This is a genomic window from Bradyrhizobium denitrificans (assembly GCF_013179005.1).
Classification (GTDB): domain Bacteria; phylum Pseudomonadota; class Alphaproteobacteria; order Rhizobiales; family Xanthobacteraceae; genus Bradyrhizobium; species Bradyrhizobium denitrificans.
Genome location: NZ_JABFDP010000005.1, coordinates 173328 through 192480 on the forward strand (window position 1 = coordinate 173328; position 19153 = coordinate 192480).

The window sequence follows — 19153 nt, forward strand, 5'->3', positions numbered from 1 at the left end:
CCGTCCGAATCTTTGACTCGGCTAAGCGTCAGGAGCGTTCGGCGCGCGCCATCGTCACTGATGGCAGCTCGCCGAACGTGGCGCGGTAATAGCGCGCGAAATGTCCGGGATTGGCAAAGTTGCAGGCGGCGGCCGCCGCCGCAACGGTGACGGAGGGATCGCCCGAGCGCAGCATCTCATGCGCGCGGCGCAAACGGACAGATTTGGCAAATGCGATCGGCGAATAGCCCCGGACGCGTTCGAACACGCGGAAGATCGATCGGGCGCTGACGCCGGCCTCGCGCACAAGGCGCTCGATCGTGATCGGCTCGCGCCAATTGGCCTCGATATAGTCCTCGAGCCGCTTGACCAGACCGAAATCCGGCATCGGGGCCGGATCGATCAGCGCGTCGCGGAAGCGATGGCGGCTGGCGCAGAGGAAGGCGACCTGAACGGCTTCCTCCAGTTCTCGGTAGACGGCGGCCGGGAAGGCGGCATCCTGCTCGTTGAGCTGGGTGCCGAGGAAATCGAGCAGCCGCAGCAGGCTGCGGGCGTGCGGATCGTTGGCCGGAATCGCGGAGCCGATGGCATAGTCGGCGCGCGGCTGCACGCCGACCAGCGCCGCCAGCCGTTGCCGCAAGGCCTGCGGTTCGAGACGCAGAGTGAGACGGCGGTGGCCGCCCTGGCAGGCCATCTGCCAGGGGACGCCGGCTGGCGCGACGGCGATCTGCTGATCGGTGACGTCGGTCGCCTCGCCGCGGGCGCAACTGACCGCGCGGCCTGTCATGGCAATCTGCACCCTGATGAAGTCGGCGGCGCGGTGGTCGCTGACCATGTCGCAGCTCGTCGCGCCGAAAGCGAGCCCGATGCTGTCGAGCTCGATCAGGTTGACGACGGCTTCGAAACGGTTGGCGCTTCTGAAGTCGATGCGGTCGGCGCCAAGCAGACGGCTGCCGAGATCGCGCAGCAGTTCGGCGTTGGAGGTTCGGATCAGAGCGTGGCGGTGCAGCGGTTCCAGGCCGAATGTGCCCGGCGCCGGGCTCGGCTGTGGTGCGGCGCTGACGATGTCAGCTGCAGCTGCGGTCAAGAGACGGTTCAAGCCGCTGCTCCTGAACTCCGGAAATTAACCCATGCTACAGGACCGCGGGTCGCCGTCAACTAATTCGCGTGCGACGCGCTTCGCAATGCCGCAGCCAGCGTCCGCAGCGCTGCACGTTTGGCAGCATCGCTGACCTTGGCGTGGAGAATGACCTTCGATCGTCCTAGCCTGGGCAGGCCGAGGGCTGGCCCGACATCGACGAGGCCAGGTGGCGCGATTCGCCTCGCCAGGGGCGCGATCGCGAGTCCGGCCTGTGCGGCGGCGGCCACAGCAGCGACACCGCCGCCGACAAAGCTCTCGACAAAGGGCAACCGCGCTTTGTCGAGCGCGCGGACCGCGATGGCGCGGACGCCGCAAGGCGCGGCCAGAGTCGCCAGCGGCACGGGACTTCCCAAAGCAAAGCCGAAGCGCGGACTCGCATACCAGCCGAATTCGTCCTCGGCCAAGGTCTCGCCGCCGCGCCGCGAGGCCTCCTGCCGGACGATGACCGCGTCGAGCGTGCCCGCATCGTAGAGATCGAGCAGGTCGCGCGAGAACCCGATGCTCACCGACAGAGCCAGCTCCGTCGTGCTGGCCTGGAATTGTCGCAGCATCGGCACCAGCTCCGGGCCGGCCGCGTGATCGCTGATGCCGAGCGAGAGGCGGGGGCGGATGCGGGCGGGGCCGGCCACGGCAAGATCATGTGCGGCCACGAGCGCGCGCGCGTTCTCCACGAAAGCCGCCCCCTCGGCCGTCAACCGGACCGCGCGCGGCGAACGCTCCAGGAGGCGTTTCTCCAAGGTTGCCTCCAGGCGCTGCAGCTTCAGGCTGACGGCCGCCTGGGTGGTGCCGAGCGCTTCCGCCGTCCGCGTGAAACTCTGCAGGTCGGAGACCAGAAGAAAGGCCCGGACCGCACCGATGTCGAGCGTGATCTTCATTACAAGTGCTTATCATTGATATCGTCAGCAATAGCATACCGAAATCATAACGGGAGGGCTAGGTTCTCGGGGCAACGGCGGCATTGCCGCCCTGAACGGAGAGACCCCCATGCCCCTGATCACCATCGTCTATGCCAGCCAGCGCCGCTCCCTTTCGCTGAAGCGGGAGATTGCCGAGGCCGTCACCGCGCTGACGGCACAGATCCTGCGCAAGGACCCCAAGGTCACCGCCGTCATCGTTTCGGAGGCCGATGCGGCGGACTGGTTCGCCGGCGGCGCCTCGCTGGCCGAGCAGGGGCTTGCCAGCTATTGGATCGACGTCCATGTCAGCGAAGGCACCAACACCAAGGACGAGAAGGCCGCTTATCTCGCGGCGGTGTTCGACCGCATGGCGTCGCTGATCGGCCCGCTGCATCCCGAGACCTATCTGCATGTCGACGAGGTGAGGGGAGATGCCTATGGCTTCGGCGGGCTGACCCAGGAGCGCCGCTATGTCGCAGCCAGCCTCGGTGTCCCGGCGCATCAGCGCGAGGTCTGAGCTAGGCCGTCTCCGGCAGGCTGGCGCGGGTTGCGCCAAAGACGCTCTCGAAGGCCTGCCGGAGCGCGAGGTCGACATCGGTCAGCGTGACCGGCAGGCCGAGATCGACCAGGCTGGTGACGCCGTAACGCGGGTCGGTGACCCCGCAAGGCACGATCGCCTGAAAATGCGTCAGGTCCGGCTCGACATTGATGGCGATGCCGTGGAAGCTGACCCAGCGCTTCAGCCGCACGCCGATGGCGGCGATCTTGTCCTCATATCCTTCGCCCTTGTCGGGTCGCCGGACCCAGACGCCGACGCGGTCCTCGCGCCGTTCGCCACGCACATTGAAGGCGTCGAGGGTGCGGATGATCATCTCCTCCAGCGCCGCGACATAGGCGCGCACATCCGGCCGGCGCCGTTTCAGGTCGAGCATGACATAGGCCACGCGCTGTCCCGGACCGTGATAGGTGACCTGGCCGCCGCGCCCGGTCGGCACCAGAGGAAAGCGCGGATCGCGCAGGTCTTCCGGCTTGCCCGAGGTGCCCGACGTGTAGACCGGCGGGTGCTCGAGCAGCCAGACCAACTCCGGCGCCTCGCCCGCGGCGATCGCGGCCGCCCGCGCCTCCATGAACGCGAGGGCTGCGGCATAATCCACCCGCGAATCGGAGATGCGCCAGTCCACGGCATTGCCGGCAGGGCCGACGAAGGTGGTCAGATCGAGCGTTTCGCGGCTGTTAACCATTGGCTAACCACAACATGGTGATGTCTTCGGTAACGGAATCTAGTCGTGACTTCGGTGGTCCTGCAGTGTCAACCCTCGACAAAGTGACAGTCGACCTGATGGTCGTTCTCGGCACCTGTTCTATGCCTATCCACCAGGTTCTGCGCCTGTCGCGAGGCGCCATCATCGAGCTGGACGCCACCGAGGCCGACGACGTCAAGGTGCTGGCCAACAACCTGCCGATCGCCAATGGCGTCGTGCTGGTCGATCGCAACCGCATTGCGGTGGAAGTCAAGGAAATGCTGCCGCGGTCGCCCACGGCGCATTCGCGCTAGCGGACCGGGCGGAGCAAAAAACCGTCCACAATCCCGGATTTAGGGCCTGTGCGGCCCTTGTCCCCCCGGCATCGATTTGATACACGGGCGCCACTGATCCGGTGCCTCTCTCTTCTGGTTCCGGCTTCTCCTTAGCGCTCGTGGCGGAATTGGTAGACGCGCTGCCTTGAGGTGGCAGTGGGTAACACCGTGGGGGTTCGAGTCCCTCCGAGCGCACCATCCAACCTCACCCCAAAGCTGAATCTGTTTCCGATTTGTTCTGGTCCCGCGCTCGGCTGTTTTGCGCCGAGGCTGACCGCACGCGAAGCGCGGGACGCGGAGGTCTGGCCGAGCAGCGCTGCGTCGATCGGGACGACGGCTTCCCGGATCAGCCGCGCTGCATGCCCCAGCGCCGGACGGTCACGGCTTCGATGGCGCGGAACAGACCGAACTCGACGATGAGGCCGATCAGGATCACCATGATCAGGCCTGCGAACACCTTGTCGGTGAACAGCTCGTTGCGGTTGCGGAAGATGAACCAGCCGAGGCCGCCCTGGCTGGCGCTGACGCCGAACACGAGCTCGGCGGCGATCAGCGTCCGCCAGGCGAACGCCCAGCCGATCTTCAGGCCCGACAGGATCGAGGGCAGGGCGGAGGGAATGAGGATGGAGCCGACATAGCGGGCGCCGGTGAGACCGTAATTGCGCCCGACCAGGCGATGGGTGTCCGGCACCGACTGGAAGCCGGTGAAGGTCGCGAGCGCGAACGGCCATAGCACCGAATGCACGAGCACGAAGATCAGACTGGTCTCGCCGAGCCCGAACCACAGCATCGCCAGCGGCAGCAGCGCAATCGCGGGCAGCGGATTGAACATCGCCGTCAGGGTGATCAGCGCCTCCCGGCACAGCGCGTTGGCTGTGGCGAGCGAGACGAAGATGAGGCCGAGCAGCAGCGCCAGCAGATACCCCTTGATGAGGATGCCGAGCGAAGCGGCGGTGGCCGAGGCGAGGTTCTCGTGCAGCAGTCCGTCCCACAGCGCCGTCATCGTCTGGGTGAAGCTCGGTAGCAGCAGCGGGCTCGCGGTGAAGGTCGCGGCCAGCTGCCAGAGCAGGGCGAGCGTTGCCAGCACCAGGACGCGGCGGACCATGGCGGAGCGGCGAAGTGCGCTCCAGTGCAGGCGCCGCGCGCTGCTGCCCGTTGCGGCGATCGGCGCCTCGGCAATGTGATCCGTCATGCGGCAGCTCCCGACCTGCGCCCGAACAGGGTGTGGCGGATCTCCTCGGACAGCGCGCGGAACTGCGGCGAGCCGAGCTGCGCCGCGCCGATGCCTGACGTGTCGAAGGTGGTGATGGTGCGTCCGGGATGGGCGCTGAGCAGGTGCAGCCGGGTGCCGATCAGGATCGCCTCGTCGATCGAATGGGTGACGAACACCAGCGTGAACTGCAGCTCCTCAGCGAGCGCGAGCAGATCGTGCTGCAAGGTGCCGCGCGTCAGCGCGTCGAGTGCGGCGAACGGCTCGTCCATCAGCAGCACCTCGGGCGAAGCGGCCAAAGCGCGGGCGATCGCGGCGCGCTGCTTCATGCCCCCGGACAGCGTATGGGGATAGTCCTTGATCACCCGGGCCAGTCCGACCTTGGCGAGCGCCGCTTCCGCGAGCGCCCGCGCTTCAGCGCCCGATTTGCCGCGGGCGACCTTGAGCGGGAAGGCGACATTGTCGCGCACGGTCTTCCAGGGCAGCAGTTGATCGAACTCCTGGAACACCACCAGACGGTCGGGGCCCGGCTTCGTCACCGCGCGGCCCTCGACCAGGATGTCGCCGCTGCTCGGGCGGATGAAGCCGGCGATGCTCTTCAGGATCGTCGACTTGCCGCAGCCGGACGGGCCGAGCAGCACCAGCCGCTCGCTGCGCGCCACCGTGAAGCTGACATTGTCGACCGCGCGCACCGGGCCATGCTCGGTGTCGTAGTCGATACTCAGCCGGCGGGCCTCGATCACGGAAGACATCGCTCAGTCGCCCTGCTTGTCGTGCAGCTCTTCGAACGTGTAGTCCTTCCAGCTCGCGGGCCTGGTCTTGATGGCGCCGATCTTGGCGAGGAACGCGGCGTATTTGAACGTGCCTTTAGGGACCGTCGTGAAGCTGACCTCGGGGCTATCGATGACCGATTTGACGAAGGCCGGGTCGAGCTTGGACTGCTCGATGCGGATATAGGTCTCGGCGGCCTCCGCCTTGTGGCTCTCGATCCAATGTGAGGCCTCGTTCAGCGCGTCGTAGAACACCTTGAACGTCCGCGGATTCTCGTTGCGAAACTTCGAGGTGGCATAGAGCAGCGTCGGCGTGATGCGGCCGCCCATGATGTCGTAGGAGCTCAGCACCTTGTGGATCTTCGGATCCTGCAGCGCCTGCTCCTGATAGGGCGGATTGGAGAAATGCGCGGTGATGGTCGACGACCCCGACAGCAGGGCGGCCGTCGCATCGGGATGCGGCAGGTTGACGGTGAGATCGTCGAGCGCGTTGAATTTTCTCTCACCGAACTCCTTTTCCGCCGCGATCTGCAGCAGGCGCGACTGCTGCGATACGACCACCGCCGGCACCGCGATCTTGTCGGTCTTGGTGAAGTCCTTCAACGTCTTGACATTGGGATTGCTGGTGATGAGGTAGTTCGGCTGCTCGCCGAGTGCGGCGATGATCTTGACGTCGGCCGATCCGCGGGTGCGGTCCCACAGCACAAGCACGGGGCCTGCGCCGGCTGCGCCGATGTCGACGGCACCGGAGATGAGGGCGTCATTGATGGCGGCGCCGCCGCTCAGCTTGGTCCATTCGACCTTGATCTCGAGGCCGGCCTTCTGGCCATGCTTCTCGATCAGCTTCTGGTCGCGCAGCACGTGCAGCGGCAGATAGACGGTGCCGAACTGCTCGACGATTCGAAGCCGTCCCTCGGCGTAAGAAGGAGTCGACGCGACCACGCTCAGCAGCAGCGCGGCGCTTGCAAGCCATTTCACAATCATCAGTTCAATCCCGGTCCGAAGCAAACAAGGCTCGATTTGCCGGGAATGTCGTGCTGGTTGCAATTACGTAAAGTGCAGCGATCGGAGCCGAACCTTCTTGGTCGCGCACTTAGAAGGGAAAGTTATTTCCTGAAGTCCTCAGCGATCGCCATGCCGTCATTTCGGCGGCACGTCGGGACGCGGATCCCGGGTGAAGCCGTTGCGGTTGGGCATCTCGACCTTCGCCAGGGACGCGGCATCGAGCGTGGTATCCTCGGACACGATGCCGTTCAGGAACAGCAGATAGGCGGTGACCGCGTAGACCTGGTCCGGCGTCAGCGATTGCGGCGCGTTGAACGGCATCGCGCGGTTGACGTAGTCGAACACGGTCGGCGCATAGGGCCAGAAGCTGCCGATGGTCTTGACCGGCTTGGCGGTGGCCAGCGTGCCGCGGCCGCCGACCAGTGCATCGGCTGCGCCGCCCTGGCCCTTGTCGCCATGGCACGCCGCGCACGCCTCCGCGAACAATGCGCGGCCCTCGGCGACGCTGCCGCGGCCGGCGGGCAGGCCGGCGCCGTCGCCGGAGACGTCGATGTTCCAGGCGGCGATCTCGTCGGCGGTGACGGCGCGGCCGAGATTGGTGCGCTCCGCGGCGACGCCCGCGACGGAGCAGACGACGATCAGCGCCGCCGCTGCCGCGATGGATCTAAACGACATGGGTGACCGCTCCCTCGGCATTGAGCTGCCAGCCATAGACCGCATTGAAGTGATAGTTGGAGTTCAGCCCACGGGCGCGGATCAGCTGCTCCTTGGTCGGCTGCAGATAGCCGGTGGAATCGGTGGCGCGGCTCTGCAGCAGCGCCGGTCCGCCATCCCATTGCCATGGCAGCCGGAAGCGCGTCAGGCATTTCGACAGCACTGGCTGCTGCAGCTCGGCCTCGCGCCAGGTCTGGCCGCCGTCGGTGGAGACCTCGACCTTGCTGATGCTGCCGCGTCCCGACCAGGCCAGCCCACGGATCTCGTAGAGGCCGCGCTCGCGCAGCTGATGCCCGGAGGAAGGCTGCGTGATCACGGATTTCGCCTCCATCGTGAAGGTGAACTGCCGTGCAGTGCCGTCCGGCATCAGGTCGGTGTATTTCGAGGTCTCCTCGCGTGACTGGAACGGTTTGTCGCCGACCTTGAGCCGTCGCAGCCATTTGACGCTGAGATTGCCTTCGAGGCCGGGCAGGAATAGGCGCAGCGGATAGCCCTGCTCGGGCCGCAGCCGCTCACCGTTCTGCGCATAAGCGAGAATGGCGTCGTCGAGCGCGATCTCGATCGGCACGCTGCGCGTCATCGCCGCCGCATCGGCGCCTTCCGCGAGGATCCAGCGGCCCTCCGGCTTGACGCCCACTTCCTGCAGCACGGTCGCGAGTGGCACGCCGGTCCATTCGCTGCAGCTGATCAGGCCATGGGTGTCCTGCACGGTCCATTTCGGATTGCCGCCGCCCCAGGTCGAGGTGTTACCCGAGCACTCCATGAAATGAATGCGCGAGACCGAGGGAAACCGCAGCAGGTCATCCATCGTGAACGCCAGCGGGCGCTCGACCAAGCCATGCACGACCAGCCGGTGCTGATCGGGATCGATGTCGGGCACGCCGGCATGGTGGCGCTCGTAATGCAGGCCGGCCGGGGTGATGATGCCGTGGAGATGCTGCAGCGGCGTGCCGCTGGAGGCCGCCGTCGGAATCGGCGGCGGCGTGCGCGGGCGGCGCTTGATGCCGTCCTCGAACCGCGAGGGCACACCATAGGCCGGGCTCGCCACCGGCGATCCTTGCTGGCGCGTCCAGACCGGCACCTGCAGCCGGCCTTCTGCGGCACCCGCCGTGCCGATCCATCCGCCCGCGGCAGCGGCAAGACCGCCCAGCAACGATCTCCGGTCCGGACTGAAGACCATCACCACGTCTCCTGGAACATGCATTCGCCTGACGTCGCAGACCATGCGCCGCGCATGATGGTCAAGCCGGTGAGACCAAATAAGAAGAAAACGATTGCTGACGATCGAATGCATCAATGATCGTTTCGTCGACCCCCTGCGAGCGGGCAATGGCCTTCCATCGGCGATCTGCCGGAGAGTCTCCGCGCGACGGCTGCAACGCGATCGCGTGAAAGCAATTTATTGCGGGCAGCTCCGTCCGCGCTCGGGTAGGTCATCGAGCCAATGGAGCAGAGCGAGTGAGCTTGGAACCTGAGCTGATCGAGATCGTCGACGAGGCCCGCCGCCTGGCGGTGACCTGGCCAGACGCGCGGGTGTGCCTTGATGCGGCAGCGTTGCGACAGGCGAGCCGCGCGGCGTCCGAGCTGCGCCGGCAGATCGACGGCATTGCGCTTGTCCTGCCGGCCGATCTGCATCTGACCGGGCTGCAGCCGATCGGCAATTATGCCGTCCGGCTGCTGTTCTCCGATGGCCATGACCGCGGCATCTATCCCTGGTCCTATTTGCGCGAGCTCGCGGACCTGGCGCCCGACGACCGAACCGACCAGAGGCATTCATGGACGACATCACCGACGGCCTGACCGAGGTCTCCTGCGACATCCTGGTGATCGGCGGCGGTACGGCCGGGCCGATGGCCGCCTACAAGGCGAAGCGGCGCAATCCGCAGGCGCGCGTGGTGTTGCTTGAAAAGGCCAACGTCAAGCGCTCCGGCGCGATCGCCATGGGCATGGACGGGCTCAACAACGCCGTGGTGCCGGGCTATGCGACGCCGGAGCAGTACACCAAGGAGATCACGATCGCCAATGACGGCATCTGCGATCAGGCGCCCGTGTTCAAATATGCCTCGCGCTGCTTCGACATCATTCAGGAGCTCGACAGCTTCGGCATCCGCTTCCAGAAGACCGAGAATGGCGACTACGACGTCAAGAAGGTGCATCATCTCGGCACTTACGTGCTGCCGATGCCGAACGGCGACACGGTCAAGCGGGCGCTGTACCGGCAGTTGCGGCGCGAGCAGATCCTGATCTCCAACCGCTACATGGCGACGCGGCTGCTGACGGGGCGGGACGGCGAGATTGCCGGCGCGATCGCGGTGAACACGCGCACCGCCGAATTCCTCGTGCTGCGCGCCAAGGCCGTCATCCTCTGTGCCGGCGCCGCCGGACGGCTCGGCCTGCCGCAATCCGGCTATCTCTGGGGCACCTACGAGAACGCAACCAATTCAGGCGACGGCTATGCCATGGCCTATCACGCCGGTGCGGGGCTCGCGAATCTCGAATGCTACCAGATCAATCCGCTGATCAAGGACTATAACGGCCCGGCCTGCGCCTATGTCGCCGGCCCGTTCGGTGCGTATACGACCAACAGCGAGGGCCGGCGCTTCATCGAATGCGACTACTGGTCCGGGCAGATGATGCAGGAGTTCTACAGCGAACTGCAATCCGGCAAGGGTCCGGTGTTCCTCAAGCTCAACCATTTGCACAGCGACACGATCGGCAAGATCGAGGCGATTCTCCACACCGTCGAGCGGCCGTCGCGCGGCCGCTTCCACGAGAACCGCGGCACCGATTATCGCGAGCGCATGGTCGAGATGCATATTTCGGAAATCGGCTTCTGCTCGGGCCATAGTGCGTCCGGCGTGTTCGTCGACGAATTCGCCCGCACCACCGTCACCGGTCTCTACGCGGCCGGTGACATGGCGAGCGTGCCGCACAATTACATGCTGGGCGCGTTCACCAATGGTGCGGTCGCAGGCGAGCATGCCGCAGAATTTGCCGCCGGGCGCGACCTGCCGGACTATGATCCGTCTGATGTCGAGCAGGAGCGGGCGCGCGTGTTGGCGCCGACACGGCGCGACGACGGAATTCCGCCGAACCAGATCGAGTACAAGGCGCGACGGATGGTCAACGACTATCTGCAGCCGCCGAAGGTCACGGCCAAGATGAAGCTGGGGCAGGAGCGGCTGGCGGAGGTGCGCGAGGATCTCGAAGGCGCGATGGTCGCCCGCGATGCCCATGAATTGCTGCGCTCGCTGGAAGTCGCCTCGATCCTCGACTGTGCCGACATGGCCGCTGCTGCGTCGCTGTTCCGCACCGAGAGCCGTTGGGGACTCTATCACTATCGCGTCGACCACCCCGAGAAGAACGACGCCGACTGGTTCTGCCACAGCATCCTGCGCAAGCAGGACGGGCGGATGATGCTGGAGAAGCGGCCGGTCGCGCCGTACATCGTGCCGATCGAGGACGCGGAGCGCTCGGCCTATGATCGCCAGCGCATCCGCGAAAGCGCCTAACGAGGAGGCCCGCTTGCCCATTGCATACACGCCGACCACGCTGCCCGTGGTCGTGGACGAGGCCAAATGCATCGCCGACAAGGGCTGCACGGTCTGCGTCGACGTCTGCCCGCTCGACGTGCTGCGCATCAGCGACCTCACCGGCAAAGCTTACATGAAATATGACGAATGCTGGTACTGCATGCCGTGCGAGACGGATTGCCCCACCGGGGCCGTCACCGTGAACATTCCCTATCTGCTGCGGTGAGCTGAGATGTCGGAGCCCTTCGAAGCGTTCGGCGATGTCGAAGATCTTGCGGCCGACCTGGCGAGCCCGGATGCCACGGTGCGTCGGCTCGCCGTGATGGCGCTCGCCGAAACCTCGGATTGGCAGGCGGTGCCGCATCTGGTCGCCGCGATCGCTGACGCTGCGCCCGAGGTGCGTGAGCAGGCGGCGCGGGCGTTGGGCGAGTTCGACGGCCGCGCCGTCGGCGAGGCCCTGGCGCGCGCGGTGACCGACTCGGTCGCCGCGGTTGCCGCCGCTGCAGCCGAGAGCCTCGCCGAGCTGCGCGACGCGGACGCGGGCGGGGCGCTGCTGGCGCTGGTGGCCCATCCGTCGCCTTTCGTACGTACGGCCATTTTACGCGGCTTGAAGGCGCTGCAGATCGAGGCATCCCTGCAGCCGGCGATCACGGCGTTGAGCGACGTCGAGCCGGCCGTACGTGTACAAGCGGTGGGTGTCATCGGCTATCTCAAGCGTCAAGAGACTCTGCCGGCCCTGATCGGCGCGGCCCGCGACGGCAGCGCCGAAGTCCGGCTCGCGGCCGTCAAGGCGCTGTCCTTCGCCGATCAGAGCGCTGAGGCTGCGGCGGCGGTGTCGGCTGCCTTGAAGGATGCCGCCTGGGAGGTGAGGGCGGCCGCGGCCGAGACCCTCGGCCGTCTCGGCGTGTCGAGCGCATCACCCGCTTTGGTGGCGGCCCTGGCGGACGAATTGTGGCAGGTGCGGCAGAAGGCGCTGCAGAGCCTCGGTCGTCTTCGTGCGCGCGAGGCGCTGCCGGCCATCATCGTGCTACTCGGCGATGATAATCCATCGCTGCGCAAGGACGCTGCGGCCACGCTGGGCGAGATCGCCGATCCCGCGTCGCGTGAGGCACTCGCCACGCGCGCCCAGGACGCCGATCCCGATGTGCGCAAGACGGTGGCCTGGGCGCTCGGGCGTCTGTGAGCGAGGCCCGCGGCTCAATCCTTTGACAGCATGGTTTCGAGCAGATCGACGCGCCTGATGCGGATGCTGGAGCCTTCGATGGCGATGATGCGCTTGGTCTGAAAGCGCTTCAGCATCATCGTGACCCATTGCCGCGTCGAACCGACCATGGCTGCGATCTGGTCGTGTGTGATCCTGCGGTTGATCAGGACGGTTTCACCGTCCCTGACGCCATGTAGCTCGGCGAGGTTGAGCAGATGCTGTGCCAAGCGCTCGATGACGGAGCGGGTGCCGAGCATCTGTGCCATCGACGAGTAGCATTTTCCTTTGGCCACGAGGCCATCGATCAGCGCGAGCGCAAAGCTCGGCATCTCGGCCAGCAGCGTCTGCACACTTGCGCCTGGCAGCGCCGTGATCTCGCACGGTTCCACCGCAACGCCCGACCACATGTGGACGCCGCCGCCGGAAATTTCCGGGCCGCCGATGAAATGCCCCGGCGTCCAATAGGCCAGCGTGACCTCGCGGCCCGAGGGCGCGGTGTAGTAGACGCGGACCTGGCCGCGCCGGATGATGAAGATGCCGTCATGCGCATCGCCCTGGTTGAACACGGTACCGCCCTGCGGCACGACCACGTCGCGGCCAGCCGCTGCGATCCGCTGTCTCTCGGCATAAGAGAGGCGATCGAGGAAATGGGCTCCGACGTTGAGCCCCGCGACACCTTCGCTCAGGAACAGCGCCGAATCGCCTGAGAGCTTCACGGTTGGCTCGGTCACGGCCTGGCGTTCGACCGCCGCACGCTTGGGGCGCACCTCGTTACGGGATTCGACGACCGGCGGACGCAGGATCGGATCCGGAATTCGTAGTGCGCGCGTGGTGTCCACCGTCTCCAGATCCTTCTCGTCCGTTGCTCACGATTGTCAGCCGCAGAGTAGAGGCGAGCAGCAGAAGAAGTCCACGCCTTTGCTGATGGTACGGTGCACTTGGCAAGCTTCGTGCTCAATTGGCCGGTCTATAAGAATGTTTGTTTCGGTGAAGAGATATTCATGAGAATGAATTGGCGGCAGGCCACGTCCAGCCTACCTGGATGTGAGGCTCTGTGTCGGCAGGCGGCAACTAATTGCTTCAGCGATCCCGTGCGTCCGCTGAATAGTCCGGCTTCTCGGAACGGGCGGAGGAGGATGCCGCTCGCCGATCTCAGCGAGGACCGACGCATGACGCTTCATCGATACGCCGCACTTTCTGCCGTCGTTCTGGCGGTGACGCTCGGAACCGCGAAGGCGGAAACCATCCGCGTTGCGATCGGTACGCAGGACACCACCATCAATTGCGCGACCGGCGGGCTCCTGATCCGGGAGTTGAATCTGCTCGACAAATATCTGCCGCATGATGGCAAGTACAAGGATACGACCTATGACATCCAGTGGCGCAACTTCACGTCCGGCGCGCCGCTGACCAACGAGATGGTGGCCGGCAAGCTCGATTTCGGCGCCATGGCCGACTTTCCGGGCTCGCTGAACGGCGTGGCGTTTCAGAAGGCGGGTCGCCGCAGCCTGTTCATCTCGGTGCTGTCGGGCAGCACCAAGGGCAGCGGCAACGGCATCGTGGTGCCCAAGGACTCGCCCGCGCGTTCGCTCGACGATCTCAAGGGCAAGACCATCTCGGTGCCGTTTGCATCGACGGCGCACGGCATGCTGTTGCGCGCCATCGAGGCCAAGGGCTGGAATCCGGACACCGATGTCAGCATCATCACCCAGGCGCCGGAGGTCGCAGGCCCCGCGCTGCAGGCCAACAAGGTCGATGCCCATGCCGACTTCGTTCCGTTCGCCGAGCTGTTTCCCTGGCGCGGCTTCGCTCGCAAGATCTTCGACGGTTCGCAAGCGAGCACACCGACCTTTCACGGCGCGCTGGTCGACGGCGATTACGCCGACAAATATCCGGAAGTCGTGACAGCCTATCTGCGGGCCGCGCTGGAGGCCGACCGGCTGATCGCCTCCGAGCCGGAGCGCTACAGCGAGCTGATCTCGAAGGTGACAGGGATCGAGGCCGAGGTGGTGTATCTGTTCCACGGCCCGCTCGGGCTGCAGACCCGCGACGCCACCTGGAAGCCGGAATTCCGGCAGGCGGTGGCGACGTCGATCAAGACGCTGAAATATCTCAAGCGGGCCGACAGCGATCTCGACATCGACAAGTTCGTGACCGACAAGTTCATCAGGGCGGCGCTGACCCAGGCTGGCCGCGACTACGACGCGGAGAAGACCAACTACGCGCAGTTGCCGCTGAAGGCCAAGGATGCGGCATCGGGCGCCGAGATCACCGATGTCAGCCGCGTCGCGCAGATCTGGCTGAAGGATGAGCCGCAGGTTCGTCATTACGCGTCCCCGGAGGCGGCGTTGAAGGCGCTGGTGGCGCTGGAGAAGGATGGCAAGACCGCCCGGGTCGTCTATGCGCAAGATCGCGAGAGCGGCATCAAGCTGTTCGCGAGCCAGGCCTGGTTCGTGCGCAGCTCGTCGGGCGAGCTCAGTGCGTTCCTGCTGAAGGAGGGCGCCGAGCGCTGGGCCAAGGCGAAGGGCGGTGACGTCGTCGATTTCGCCGCGGCGCGCGACGCGCTGGTCGCCAGCCGGTAAGGGATCCTGCCATGGCGACGAGGCCGCGACAGGCGGTGCGATGGGCGATCCGCGCCGCCTCGATCGGGGCCTGCCTCGGCCTCTGGCAGTTCGCCGCGACGGCGCATTTGAATCTCGGCGCGGTCACCTTCCGCAACGTGCCGCCGCCGACGGAGGTGGCCGAGGCGGCAATGGTGCTGCTCAGGTCGCCCAAGCTGATGGCGCATCTCGGCAGCAGCCTGGCGCGCGTGTTCGCCGGTTATGGCGCAGCCGCGCTGCTCGGTATCGCGCTCGGCATTGCGATCGGACGCTCGCGCGCCGCGTCCGATCTGCTGCTGCCGCCGCTGGAGCTGCTGCGGCCGATCCCGGCGGTGGCCTGGATTCCGCTCTCGATCCTGATCTTCACCTCGTCAGAAATGTCGATGATCTTCATCACCTTCATCGGCGCGCTGTTCCCGATCATCCTCAACACCGTGCATGGCGTCGCCAATGTCGACCAGCGGCTGATCGCCTCGGCGCGCAGCCTCGGCGGCAACCGGCTCGCCATCCTGCAGGAGATCGTGCTCCCGGGCGCGGCGCCAGCGATTGTGACGGGGCTCGCGATCGGCATGGGCACGTCCTGGTTCTGCCTCGTGACCGCGGAGATGATCTCCGGACAGTTCGGCATTGGATACTACACATGGGAAGCCTACACGTTGCAGAACTACGCGGACATCGTCGTCGGGATGCTGGTGATCGGCCTGATGGGAATGGGCTCGAGCTGGGCCCTGACCTCGCTCGGCCGCGTCCTGATGCCGTGGCACCGGCCGTCGGCGGCGCGATGAGCGGAGACCCCGCGGACGGCCATCGCCGTCCGAGCGGCCACGTGAAGGTCAGCCGCGTCTCGATCATGCTGGGCGAGAGCGACAAGGCGTTTCAGGCGGTCGATGACCTCTCCTTCGAGGTCGCGCCCGGCGAACTGCTGTGCCTGCTCGGGCCCTCCGGCTGCGGCAAGTCGACCGTGCTCGGCGCGCTCGCGGGTCACCTGGAGATTGCGACCGGGGCGATTACGCTCGATGGCGAGCCGGTGGCCGGGCCGAGCCCGGATCGCGGCCTCGTGTTCCAGCAGCACACGCTGTTTCCGTGGAAGAAGGTCCGGCACAACGTGGCGTTCGGCCCGAAGATGCGCCGTGTCGCCCGGCGCGAGCGCCTGAAGGCCGCCGCCGACTTACTCGCGCTGGTCGGCCTGGCCGGCTTCGAGGACTTCTACCCGGCGCAATTATCCGGCGGGATGCAGCAGCGGGTCGAGATCGCCCGCGTCCTGATCAATCATCCGCGCGTGCTGCTGATGGACGAGCCGTTCAGCGCGCTGGATGCCTTGACGCGCGCCCGGATGCAGCAGGTGCTGCTGGACATCTGGACCCGCATTCCGACCACGACCGTCTTCGTGACCCATGACATCGATGAAGCGCTGTTTCTCGCCGACCGCATCATCGTCATGAGCCACCGGCCCGGCCGCGTGATCGACGACATCAGGCTGCCCTTTGCCAGGCCGAGACACGCCGATCTCGTGACCGAGCCGGACTTCGTCCGGCTCAAGCGCCACGTCATGGGTCTGCTGCGCCATCGCGACACCTGAGCGCGGCGGTCGTGCCCGCGGCTCAGCGATCGAGCCAGGTATCGGAGAAGTCTCCGGCGGTCAGGTCGACGCTGTTGTAGATGTCCTTCACCCGATTGCTGGAGACGATGACCGTCCGCAGCGATACCAGCGGCAGGGCGGGCAAGTCCTCGCTCGCGATTGTCTGGAAGGCGCGGAACTGCTGGGCGCGCTTGCTTTCGTCGGCTTCGGTGCTCGCCTGGCGGAAGAGATCGTCGACCGCCGGATTGTTGTAGTGGGCGGCGTTGACATAGGGCAGGGGATTCTTGATCCCGTCCGACCAGTAGATCCGCTGCACGCCGACGGTCGGATCAAACAAGAGGCCGAGGCCGTTGATGTTGAGGTCGAACTGATGCTCGTAATAGACCCGCTTGATGAAGGTCGCGAGATCCCCCTCGAGCACCGTGACCTTGATGCCGATCTGGCTCAACGCCGAGCGCAGATAGTCCGCCGTAGTCTTGAAGGCGGGGCCGGGAATGAAGGTGAGCCGGACGGAAAAGCGCGTGCCGTCACGCCCACGCGTGACGCCGGCCTCGTCGAGCAGCCGGTTCGCTCTGGCGATATCGGTCGGATAGTTGAAGCCTGCGGGATCGTGATAGGCCTGGAAGATCTCGGGGATCGGCGAACGGATATGGTCGGCGTGGCCGTAATAGATCGAGTCGCGGATGAAGTTGCGGTCGATGGCATGGGCGATCGCGTGGCGAACGGGCGTCTTGGCCAGCTCGGTGTGCTCGAGATTGAACTCCAGGACGGAAGCGTTGTTGAGATAGCCGTCGCGCCGTGACGAGATCTGTAGCGTCTTGATGCCGCCCAGGCGCTCCAGGTCGGAAAATGCCACGTTGGCGTCGATGTCGATCTCGCCGGTCTCCAGCGCCGCCGAGGCGGCCGCGGCGTCGCCGATGAACTTGACGACGATGCCGTCGAGATAGGGCCGGTCAGCGCGCCAATAGGACGGATTGCGCTTGAGGCGAACATAGGCGCCGCGCTTCCATTCTTCGAAGATGAAGGGACCGGTGCCGATCGGCGCGTTGTTGTTCGGGCTGGCGGCAAGGTCGTCCGAAGCATAGGCGTGCTTCGGCACGATCGGCGATTCAGCCGCGGTCAAGGCCTTCAGGAAGTAGGGCGTCGGCTTGGCGAGCTTGACGAGGACCGTAAGCGGATCCGGCGTCTCGATGTCGGCGATGTTGGCAAAGCTGATGCGGCCGCGCGGCCCGACCTTCTTCAATGCGAGCAGTGAGAATTTGACGTCCTCGGAGGTGAAGCTGGTGCCATCGTGCCATTTGACGTTCGGCCGCAGCTTGAAGGCATAGTCCAGCCCGTCCGGAGACACCGTCCATTCCGTCGCCAGCAGCGGCTTCGGATTGAACTGCGCGTCGAAGGTCAGCAGCCCCTCGGTGACCTTGGTGCTGATGTTGCGGGTCAGCGTGTTGGTGTCGAGCAGGGGCACCAATGTCCGCGGCTCCGCCTGGGTGGCGATGGTCAGGATGCCACCGCGCCTGGCCTCCGCGACGGCGCGACCGGGAAACAGCTGAGCTGCGGCGAGGGCAAGAGATGCGGTCAGTACCTCGCGCCGGCTGGCGCGCGGGTTGAAACGGTCGGAGACAGTCATGGGAGGTTTTGCTCGAGAGAGTGAGTTGGCGCGATCGAACGCGGACCACAAGACTAACGGGCTGATCGTTCGGTGCAACGGATGGATATTTCGTTGTTAATCCGTGACCGAGAATTGTTGATCGGCGCAGGTCGCCTCGCCCGTCGAATTTTTGCTCGCGTCACACCTGCGCAAGCCCTTGACGATGCGCAGAGTCGAGGCGTCGCGACGAGAGACGATCGGGGCTGCTATCTCCGCGGTCTCAACGCCGCATCTAGGTTGCGTGATTTCTAGGCAGGCGGCCGCGTGGCCTCATGGCAGCCTGCGTGAAACATCGATGCCATGAAGATGGATGGCTCCGGCAAAGCTTGCTACCAGCGGCAAAGCGGCGGTGGTTTTGTTGTTTTCTTTCCCGGCGGCTTGTCGCCGTCGCCGCTTGGATTACCATCTGATGACGGCATCACCCAAGAGATCACCCAAGAGCACGAGCGCTGACGTGGCGAGCACTGCTGACATCATCGATTTGGACGCGTATCGCGCGCGGCGGCAGCAGCGGGTGACCGGGATGCGAGCCGCGCCCGAGGGCGCTGGCCAGGCGGTGCCTGCGCTGTGGGCGTGGTGGATCTGGCCGGCCTTCGTCTGGGTCCCGGTGCCCGTCGGATCGATCGCGCCGGCGTGGGAGCGGGGATGAGCGAGCAGGTCGAGCGGACGCCGGAGAACGGCGCGTCGCTCTCGCCCAGTGGCGCGTTGCCGCCGGACTCGCAGGCCGATCTTCACATCGTGCTCGGACGCAATTTGCGCCGCTTACGCACGCGGCGCGGCCATTCGCTGGAGCGGCTGGCGCGGCAGTCCGGGGTCAGCCGGGCCATGCTCGGGCAGATCGAAACCGGCAAGAGCGTCCCGACCATCAGCGTGCTCTGGAAAATCGCCAATGCGCTGGATGTTCCCTTCGCCCAGTTGCTCGAAGGCGAGACGTCCCGCGGTCCCTGCATCCTGCGCGGCTCCGACGCCAAGCTCTTGAGCTCGAATAGCGGCAAGTTCATCTCGCGGGCGCTGTTTCCGTTCGAGGGCAGCCGGACCGTGGAGTTCTACGAGCTGCGCATCGCGCCGCTGCACCGGGAAACCGCGGAGGCGCACGCACCGGGGACGCGGGAGAATCTGTTCGTGGCGAAAGGCGTGATCGAGATTGCGGTCGGCAGCGACAAGCCGATGACGCTCGCCGAAGGCGATGCCGCGCTGTTCGAGGCCGATGCGCCGCATGTCTACCGCAACCTGGTGACCAGCGAAGCGGTGCTCTATCTCGTCATGACCTATGCCGAGCGCGTCTCCTGAGGCGGAGA

Annotated in this window: 22 protein-coding genes and 1 tRNA gene; 13 read left to right on the forward strand and 10 right to left on the reverse strand. The window is 65.8% G+C overall.

Annotated features, from left to right (window positions below):
- Window positions 1-28: 28 nt before the first annotated feature.
- Together HL671_RS06900 and HL671_RS06905 are read right to left on the reverse strand one after the other, a co-directional pair.
- Window positions 29-1078 carry an AraC family transcriptional regulator gene (locus HL671_RS06900; RefSeq protein WP_012044900.1) on the reverse strand — a complete coding sequence of 350 codons (1050 nt, stop codon included), beginning with the start codon at window positions 1076-1078 and terminating at the stop codon, window positions 29-31.
- Window positions 1079-1137: 59 nt separating this feature from the next.
- Window positions 1138-1995: a LysR family transcriptional regulator gene (locus HL671_RS06905; RefSeq protein ID WP_012044899.1), complete on the reverse strand. Its 858-nt coding sequence runs from the start codon at window positions 1993-1995 to the stop codon at window positions 1138-1140.
- Window positions 1996-2104: 109 nt separating this feature from the next.
- On the opposite strand from HL671_RS06905, the gene HL671_RS06910 reads away from it, so the two are divergent.
- Window positions 2105-2533: a tautomerase family protein gene (locus tag HL671_RS06910; protein ID WP_172235956.1), complete on the forward strand. Its 429-nt coding sequence runs from the start codon at window positions 2105-2107 to the stop codon at window positions 2531-2533.
- A gap of 1 nt (window position 2534) precedes the next feature.
- Here HL671_RS06910 and lipB read toward each other — a convergent pair whose 3' ends face one another.
- A complete protein-coding gene (gene lipB / locus HL671_RS06915) occupies window positions 2535-3257 on the reverse strand; it encodes a lipoyl(octanoyl) transferase LipB (protein WP_012044897.1) in 723 nt (240 codons plus the stop codon).
- 65 nt (window positions 3258-3322) lie between these two features.
- On the opposite strand from lipB, the gene HL671_RS06920 reads away from it, so the two are divergent.
- Window positions 3323-3571 (forward strand): FliM/FliN family flagellar motor switch protein, encoded by a 249-nt coding sequence (locus HL671_RS06920; RefSeq protein WP_041750832.1) that lies wholly within the window; start codon window positions 3323-3325, stop codon window positions 3569-3571.
- Between the two features lie 134 nt (window positions 3572-3705).
- A tRNA-Leu gene (locus HL671_RS06925) sits at window positions 3706-3790 on the forward strand.
- A gap of 148 nt (window positions 3791-3938) precedes the next feature.
- On the opposite strand, the gene HL671_RS06930 is transcribed toward HL671_RS06925, so the two are convergent.
- The 5 genes from HL671_RS06930 to soxC all read right to left on the reverse strand — a co-directional run bounded on the left by HL671_RS06930 (window position 3939) and on the right by soxC (window position 8471).
- Window positions 3939-4784 (reverse strand): ABC transporter permease, encoded by an 846-nt coding sequence (locus HL671_RS06930; protein WP_012044895.1) that lies wholly within the window; start codon window positions 4782-4784, stop codon window positions 3939-3941.
- The gene (locus tag HL671_RS06935; protein WP_012044894.1) at window positions 4781-5554 is read right to left on the reverse strand and encodes an ABC transporter ATP-binding protein; all 774 of its coding nucleotides are present in this window, start codon (window positions 5552-5554) and stop codon (window positions 4781-4783) included. The genes HL671_RS06930 and HL671_RS06935 overlap by 4 nt, the downstream gene beginning before the upstream one ends.
- A gap of 3 nt (window positions 5555-5557) precedes the next feature.
- Window positions 5558-6556: an ABC transporter substrate-binding protein gene (locus HL671_RS06940; RefSeq protein ID WP_172235957.1), complete on the reverse strand. Its 999-nt coding sequence runs from the start codon at window positions 6554-6556 to the stop codon at window positions 5558-5560.
- A gap of 156 nt (window positions 6557-6712) precedes the next feature.
- Window positions 6713-7252, reverse strand: a complete 540-nt coding sequence (locus tag HL671_RS06945; protein WP_012044892.1) for a c-type cytochrome — start codon at window positions 7250-7252, stop codon at window positions 6713-6715.
- A complete protein-coding gene (gene soxC, locus HL671_RS06950) occupies window positions 7242-8471 on the reverse strand; it encodes a sulfite dehydrogenase (RefSeq protein ID WP_012044891.1) in 1230 nt (409 codons plus the stop codon). The genes HL671_RS06945 and soxC overlap by 11 nt, the downstream gene beginning before the upstream one ends.
- Window positions 8472-8749: 278 nt before the next feature.
- Between soxC and HL671_RS06955 the strand changes: the two genes are divergently transcribed.
- The 4 genes from HL671_RS06955 to HL671_RS06970 are packed head-to-tail and all read left to right on the forward strand — an operon-like array spanning window position 8750 to window position 12007.
- Window positions 8750-9091 (forward strand): gamma-butyrobetaine hydroxylase-like domain-containing protein, encoded by a 342-nt coding sequence (locus HL671_RS06955; protein WP_012044890.1) that lies wholly within the window; start codon window positions 8750-8752, stop codon window positions 9089-9091.
- Window positions 9067-10803 carry a fumarate reductase/succinate dehydrogenase flavoprotein subunit gene (locus HL671_RS06960; protein WP_172235958.1) on the forward strand — a complete coding sequence of 579 codons (1737 nt, stop codon included), beginning with the start codon at window positions 9067-9069 and terminating at the stop codon, window positions 10801-10803. The genes HL671_RS06955 and HL671_RS06960 overlap by 25 nt, the downstream gene beginning before the upstream one ends.
- A gap of 13 nt (window positions 10804-10816) precedes the next feature.
- A complete protein-coding gene (locus tag HL671_RS06965; RefSeq protein ID WP_012044888.1) occupies window positions 10817-11050 on the forward strand; it encodes a 4Fe-4S dicluster domain-containing protein in 234 nt (77 codons plus the stop codon).
- 6 nt (window positions 11051-11056) lie between these two features.
- On the forward strand, window positions 11057-12007 hold the full coding sequence (locus HL671_RS06970; protein ID WP_172235959.1) for a HEAT repeat domain-containing protein: 951 nt from the start codon (window positions 11057-11059) through the stop codon (window positions 12005-12007).
- 14 nt (window positions 12008-12021) lie between these two features.
- On the opposite strand, the gene HL671_RS06975 is transcribed toward HL671_RS06970, so the two are convergent.
- Window positions 12022-12744, reverse strand: coding sequence for a Crp/Fnr family transcriptional regulator (locus tag HL671_RS06975; protein WP_374050099.1), 723 nt, complete (start codon window positions 12742-12744; stop codon window positions 12022-12024).
- A 453-nt stretch (window positions 12745-13197) separates the two neighbouring features.
- Here HL671_RS06975 and HL671_RS06980 point away from each other — a divergent pair, with 453 nt between their 5' ends.
- From HL671_RS06980 to HL671_RS06990, 3 genes are read left to right on the forward strand one after another with little or no spacing between them, the layout of a single operon-like run.
- Window positions 13198-14610 carry an ABC transporter substrate-binding protein gene (locus tag HL671_RS06980; RefSeq protein ID WP_172235960.1) on the forward strand — a complete coding sequence of 471 codons (1413 nt, stop codon included), beginning with the start codon at window positions 13198-13200 and terminating at the stop codon, window positions 14608-14610.
- 11 nt (window positions 14611-14621) lie between these two features.
- Window positions 14622-15413 (forward strand): ABC transporter permease, encoded by a 792-nt coding sequence (locus tag HL671_RS06985; RefSeq protein WP_172235961.1) that lies wholly within the window; start codon window positions 14622-14624, stop codon window positions 15411-15413.
- Entirely contained in the window at window positions 15410-16207 is a 798-nt protein-coding gene (locus HL671_RS06990) for an ABC transporter ATP-binding protein (protein WP_172235962.1), read from the forward strand. Before HL671_RS06985 ends, HL671_RS06990 begins: the two co-directional genes overlap by 4 nt.
- Window positions 16208-16229: 22 nt before the next feature.
- On the opposite strand, the gene HL671_RS06995 is transcribed toward HL671_RS06990, so the two are convergent.
- Window positions 16230-17834 carry an ABC transporter substrate-binding protein gene (locus HL671_RS06995; protein WP_172235963.1) on the reverse strand — a complete coding sequence of 535 codons (1605 nt, stop codon included), beginning with the start codon at window positions 17832-17834 and terminating at the stop codon, window positions 16230-16232.
- Window positions 17835-18155: 321 nt separating this feature from the next.
- Here HL671_RS06995 and HL671_RS07000 point away from each other — a divergent pair, with 321 nt between their 5' ends.
- The 3 genes from HL671_RS07000 to HL671_RS07010 are packed head-to-tail and all read left to right on the forward strand — an operon-like array spanning window position 18156 to window position 19145.
- On the forward strand, window positions 18156-18308 hold the full coding sequence (locus HL671_RS07000) for a hypothetical protein (RefSeq protein ID WP_168167911.1): 153 nt from the start codon (window positions 18156-18158) through the stop codon (window positions 18306-18308).
- Window position 18309: 1 nt separating this feature from the next.
- Window positions 18310-18504: a hypothetical protein gene (locus tag HL671_RS07005; protein WP_148221487.1), complete on the forward strand. Its 195-nt coding sequence runs from the start codon at window positions 18310-18312 to the stop codon at window positions 18502-18504.
- Complete coding sequence (locus HL671_RS07010; RefSeq protein WP_012044880.1) at window positions 18501-19145, forward strand: helix-turn-helix domain-containing protein; 645 nt, start codon at window positions 18501-18503, stop codon at window positions 19143-19145. Before HL671_RS07005 ends, HL671_RS07010 begins: the two co-directional genes overlap by 4 nt.
- The last annotated feature ends 8 nt before the right edge of the window (window positions 19146-19153 follow it).

Excerpts from the sequence above, each read along its gene's own strand:
- HL671_RS06995 (WP_172235963.1), bottom strand. The coding sequence starts at position 17,834 with ATGACTGTCTCCGACCGTTTCAACCCGCGCGCCAGCCGGCGCGAGGTA.
- HL671_RS06980 (WP_172235960.1), top strand. The coding sequence starts at position 13,198 with ATGACGCTTCATCGATACGCCGCACTTTCTGCCGTCGTTCTGGCGGTG.
- HL671_RS06945 (WP_012044892.1), bottom strand. The coding sequence starts at position 7,252 with ATGTCGTTTAGATCCATCGCGGCAGCGGCGGCGCTGATCGTCGTCTGC.
- HL671_RS06930 (WP_012044895.1), bottom strand. The coding sequence starts at position 4,784 with ATGACGGATCACATTGCCGAGGCGCCGATCGCCGCAACGGGCAGCAGC.
- HL671_RS07000 (WP_168167911.1), top strand. The coding sequence starts at position 18,156 with ATGAAGATGGATGGCTCCGGCAAAGCTTGCTACCAGCGGCAAAGCGGC.
- HL671_RS06985 (WP_172235961.1), top strand. The coding sequence starts at position 14,622 with ATGGCGACGAGGCCGCGACAGGCGGTGCGATGGGCGATCCGCGCCGCC.
- HL671_RS06970 (WP_172235959.1), top strand. The coding sequence starts at position 11,057 with ATGTCGGAGCCCTTCGAAGCGTTCGGCGATGTCGAAGATCTTGCGGCC.
- lipB (WP_012044897.1), bottom strand. The coding sequence starts at position 3,257 with ATGGTTAACAGCCGCGAAACGCTCGATCTGACCACCTTCGTCGGCCCT.
- HL671_RS06960 (WP_172235958.1), top strand. The coding sequence starts at position 9,067 with ATGGACGACATCACCGACGGCCTGACCGAGGTCTCCTGCGACATCCTG.
- HL671_RS06910 (WP_172235956.1), top strand. The coding sequence starts at position 2,105 with ATGCCCCTGATCACCATCGTCTATGCCAGCCAGCGCCGCTCCCTTTCG.
- HL671_RS06940 (WP_172235957.1), bottom strand. The coding sequence starts at position 6,556 with ATGATTGTGAAATGGCTTGCAAGCGCCGCGCTGCTGCTGAGCGTGGTC.
- HL671_RS06935 (WP_012044894.1), bottom strand. The coding sequence starts at position 5,554 with ATGTCTTCCGTGATCGAGGCCCGCCGGCTGAGTATCGACTACGACACC.
- HL671_RS06990 (WP_172235962.1), top strand. The coding sequence starts at position 15,410 with ATGAGCGGAGACCCCGCGGACGGCCATCGCCGTCCGAGCGGCCACGTG.
- HL671_RS06905 (WP_012044899.1), bottom strand. The coding sequence starts at position 1,995 with ATGAAGATCACGCTCGACATCGGTGCGGTCCGGGCCTTTCTTCTGGTC.
- soxC (WP_012044891.1), bottom strand. The coding sequence starts at position 8,471 with ATGGTCTTCAGTCCGGACCGGAGATCGTTGCTGGGCGGTCTTGCCGCT.
- HL671_RS07010 (WP_012044880.1), top strand. The coding sequence starts at position 18,501 with ATGAGCGAGCAGGTCGAGCGGACGCCGGAGAACGGCGCGTCGCTCTCG.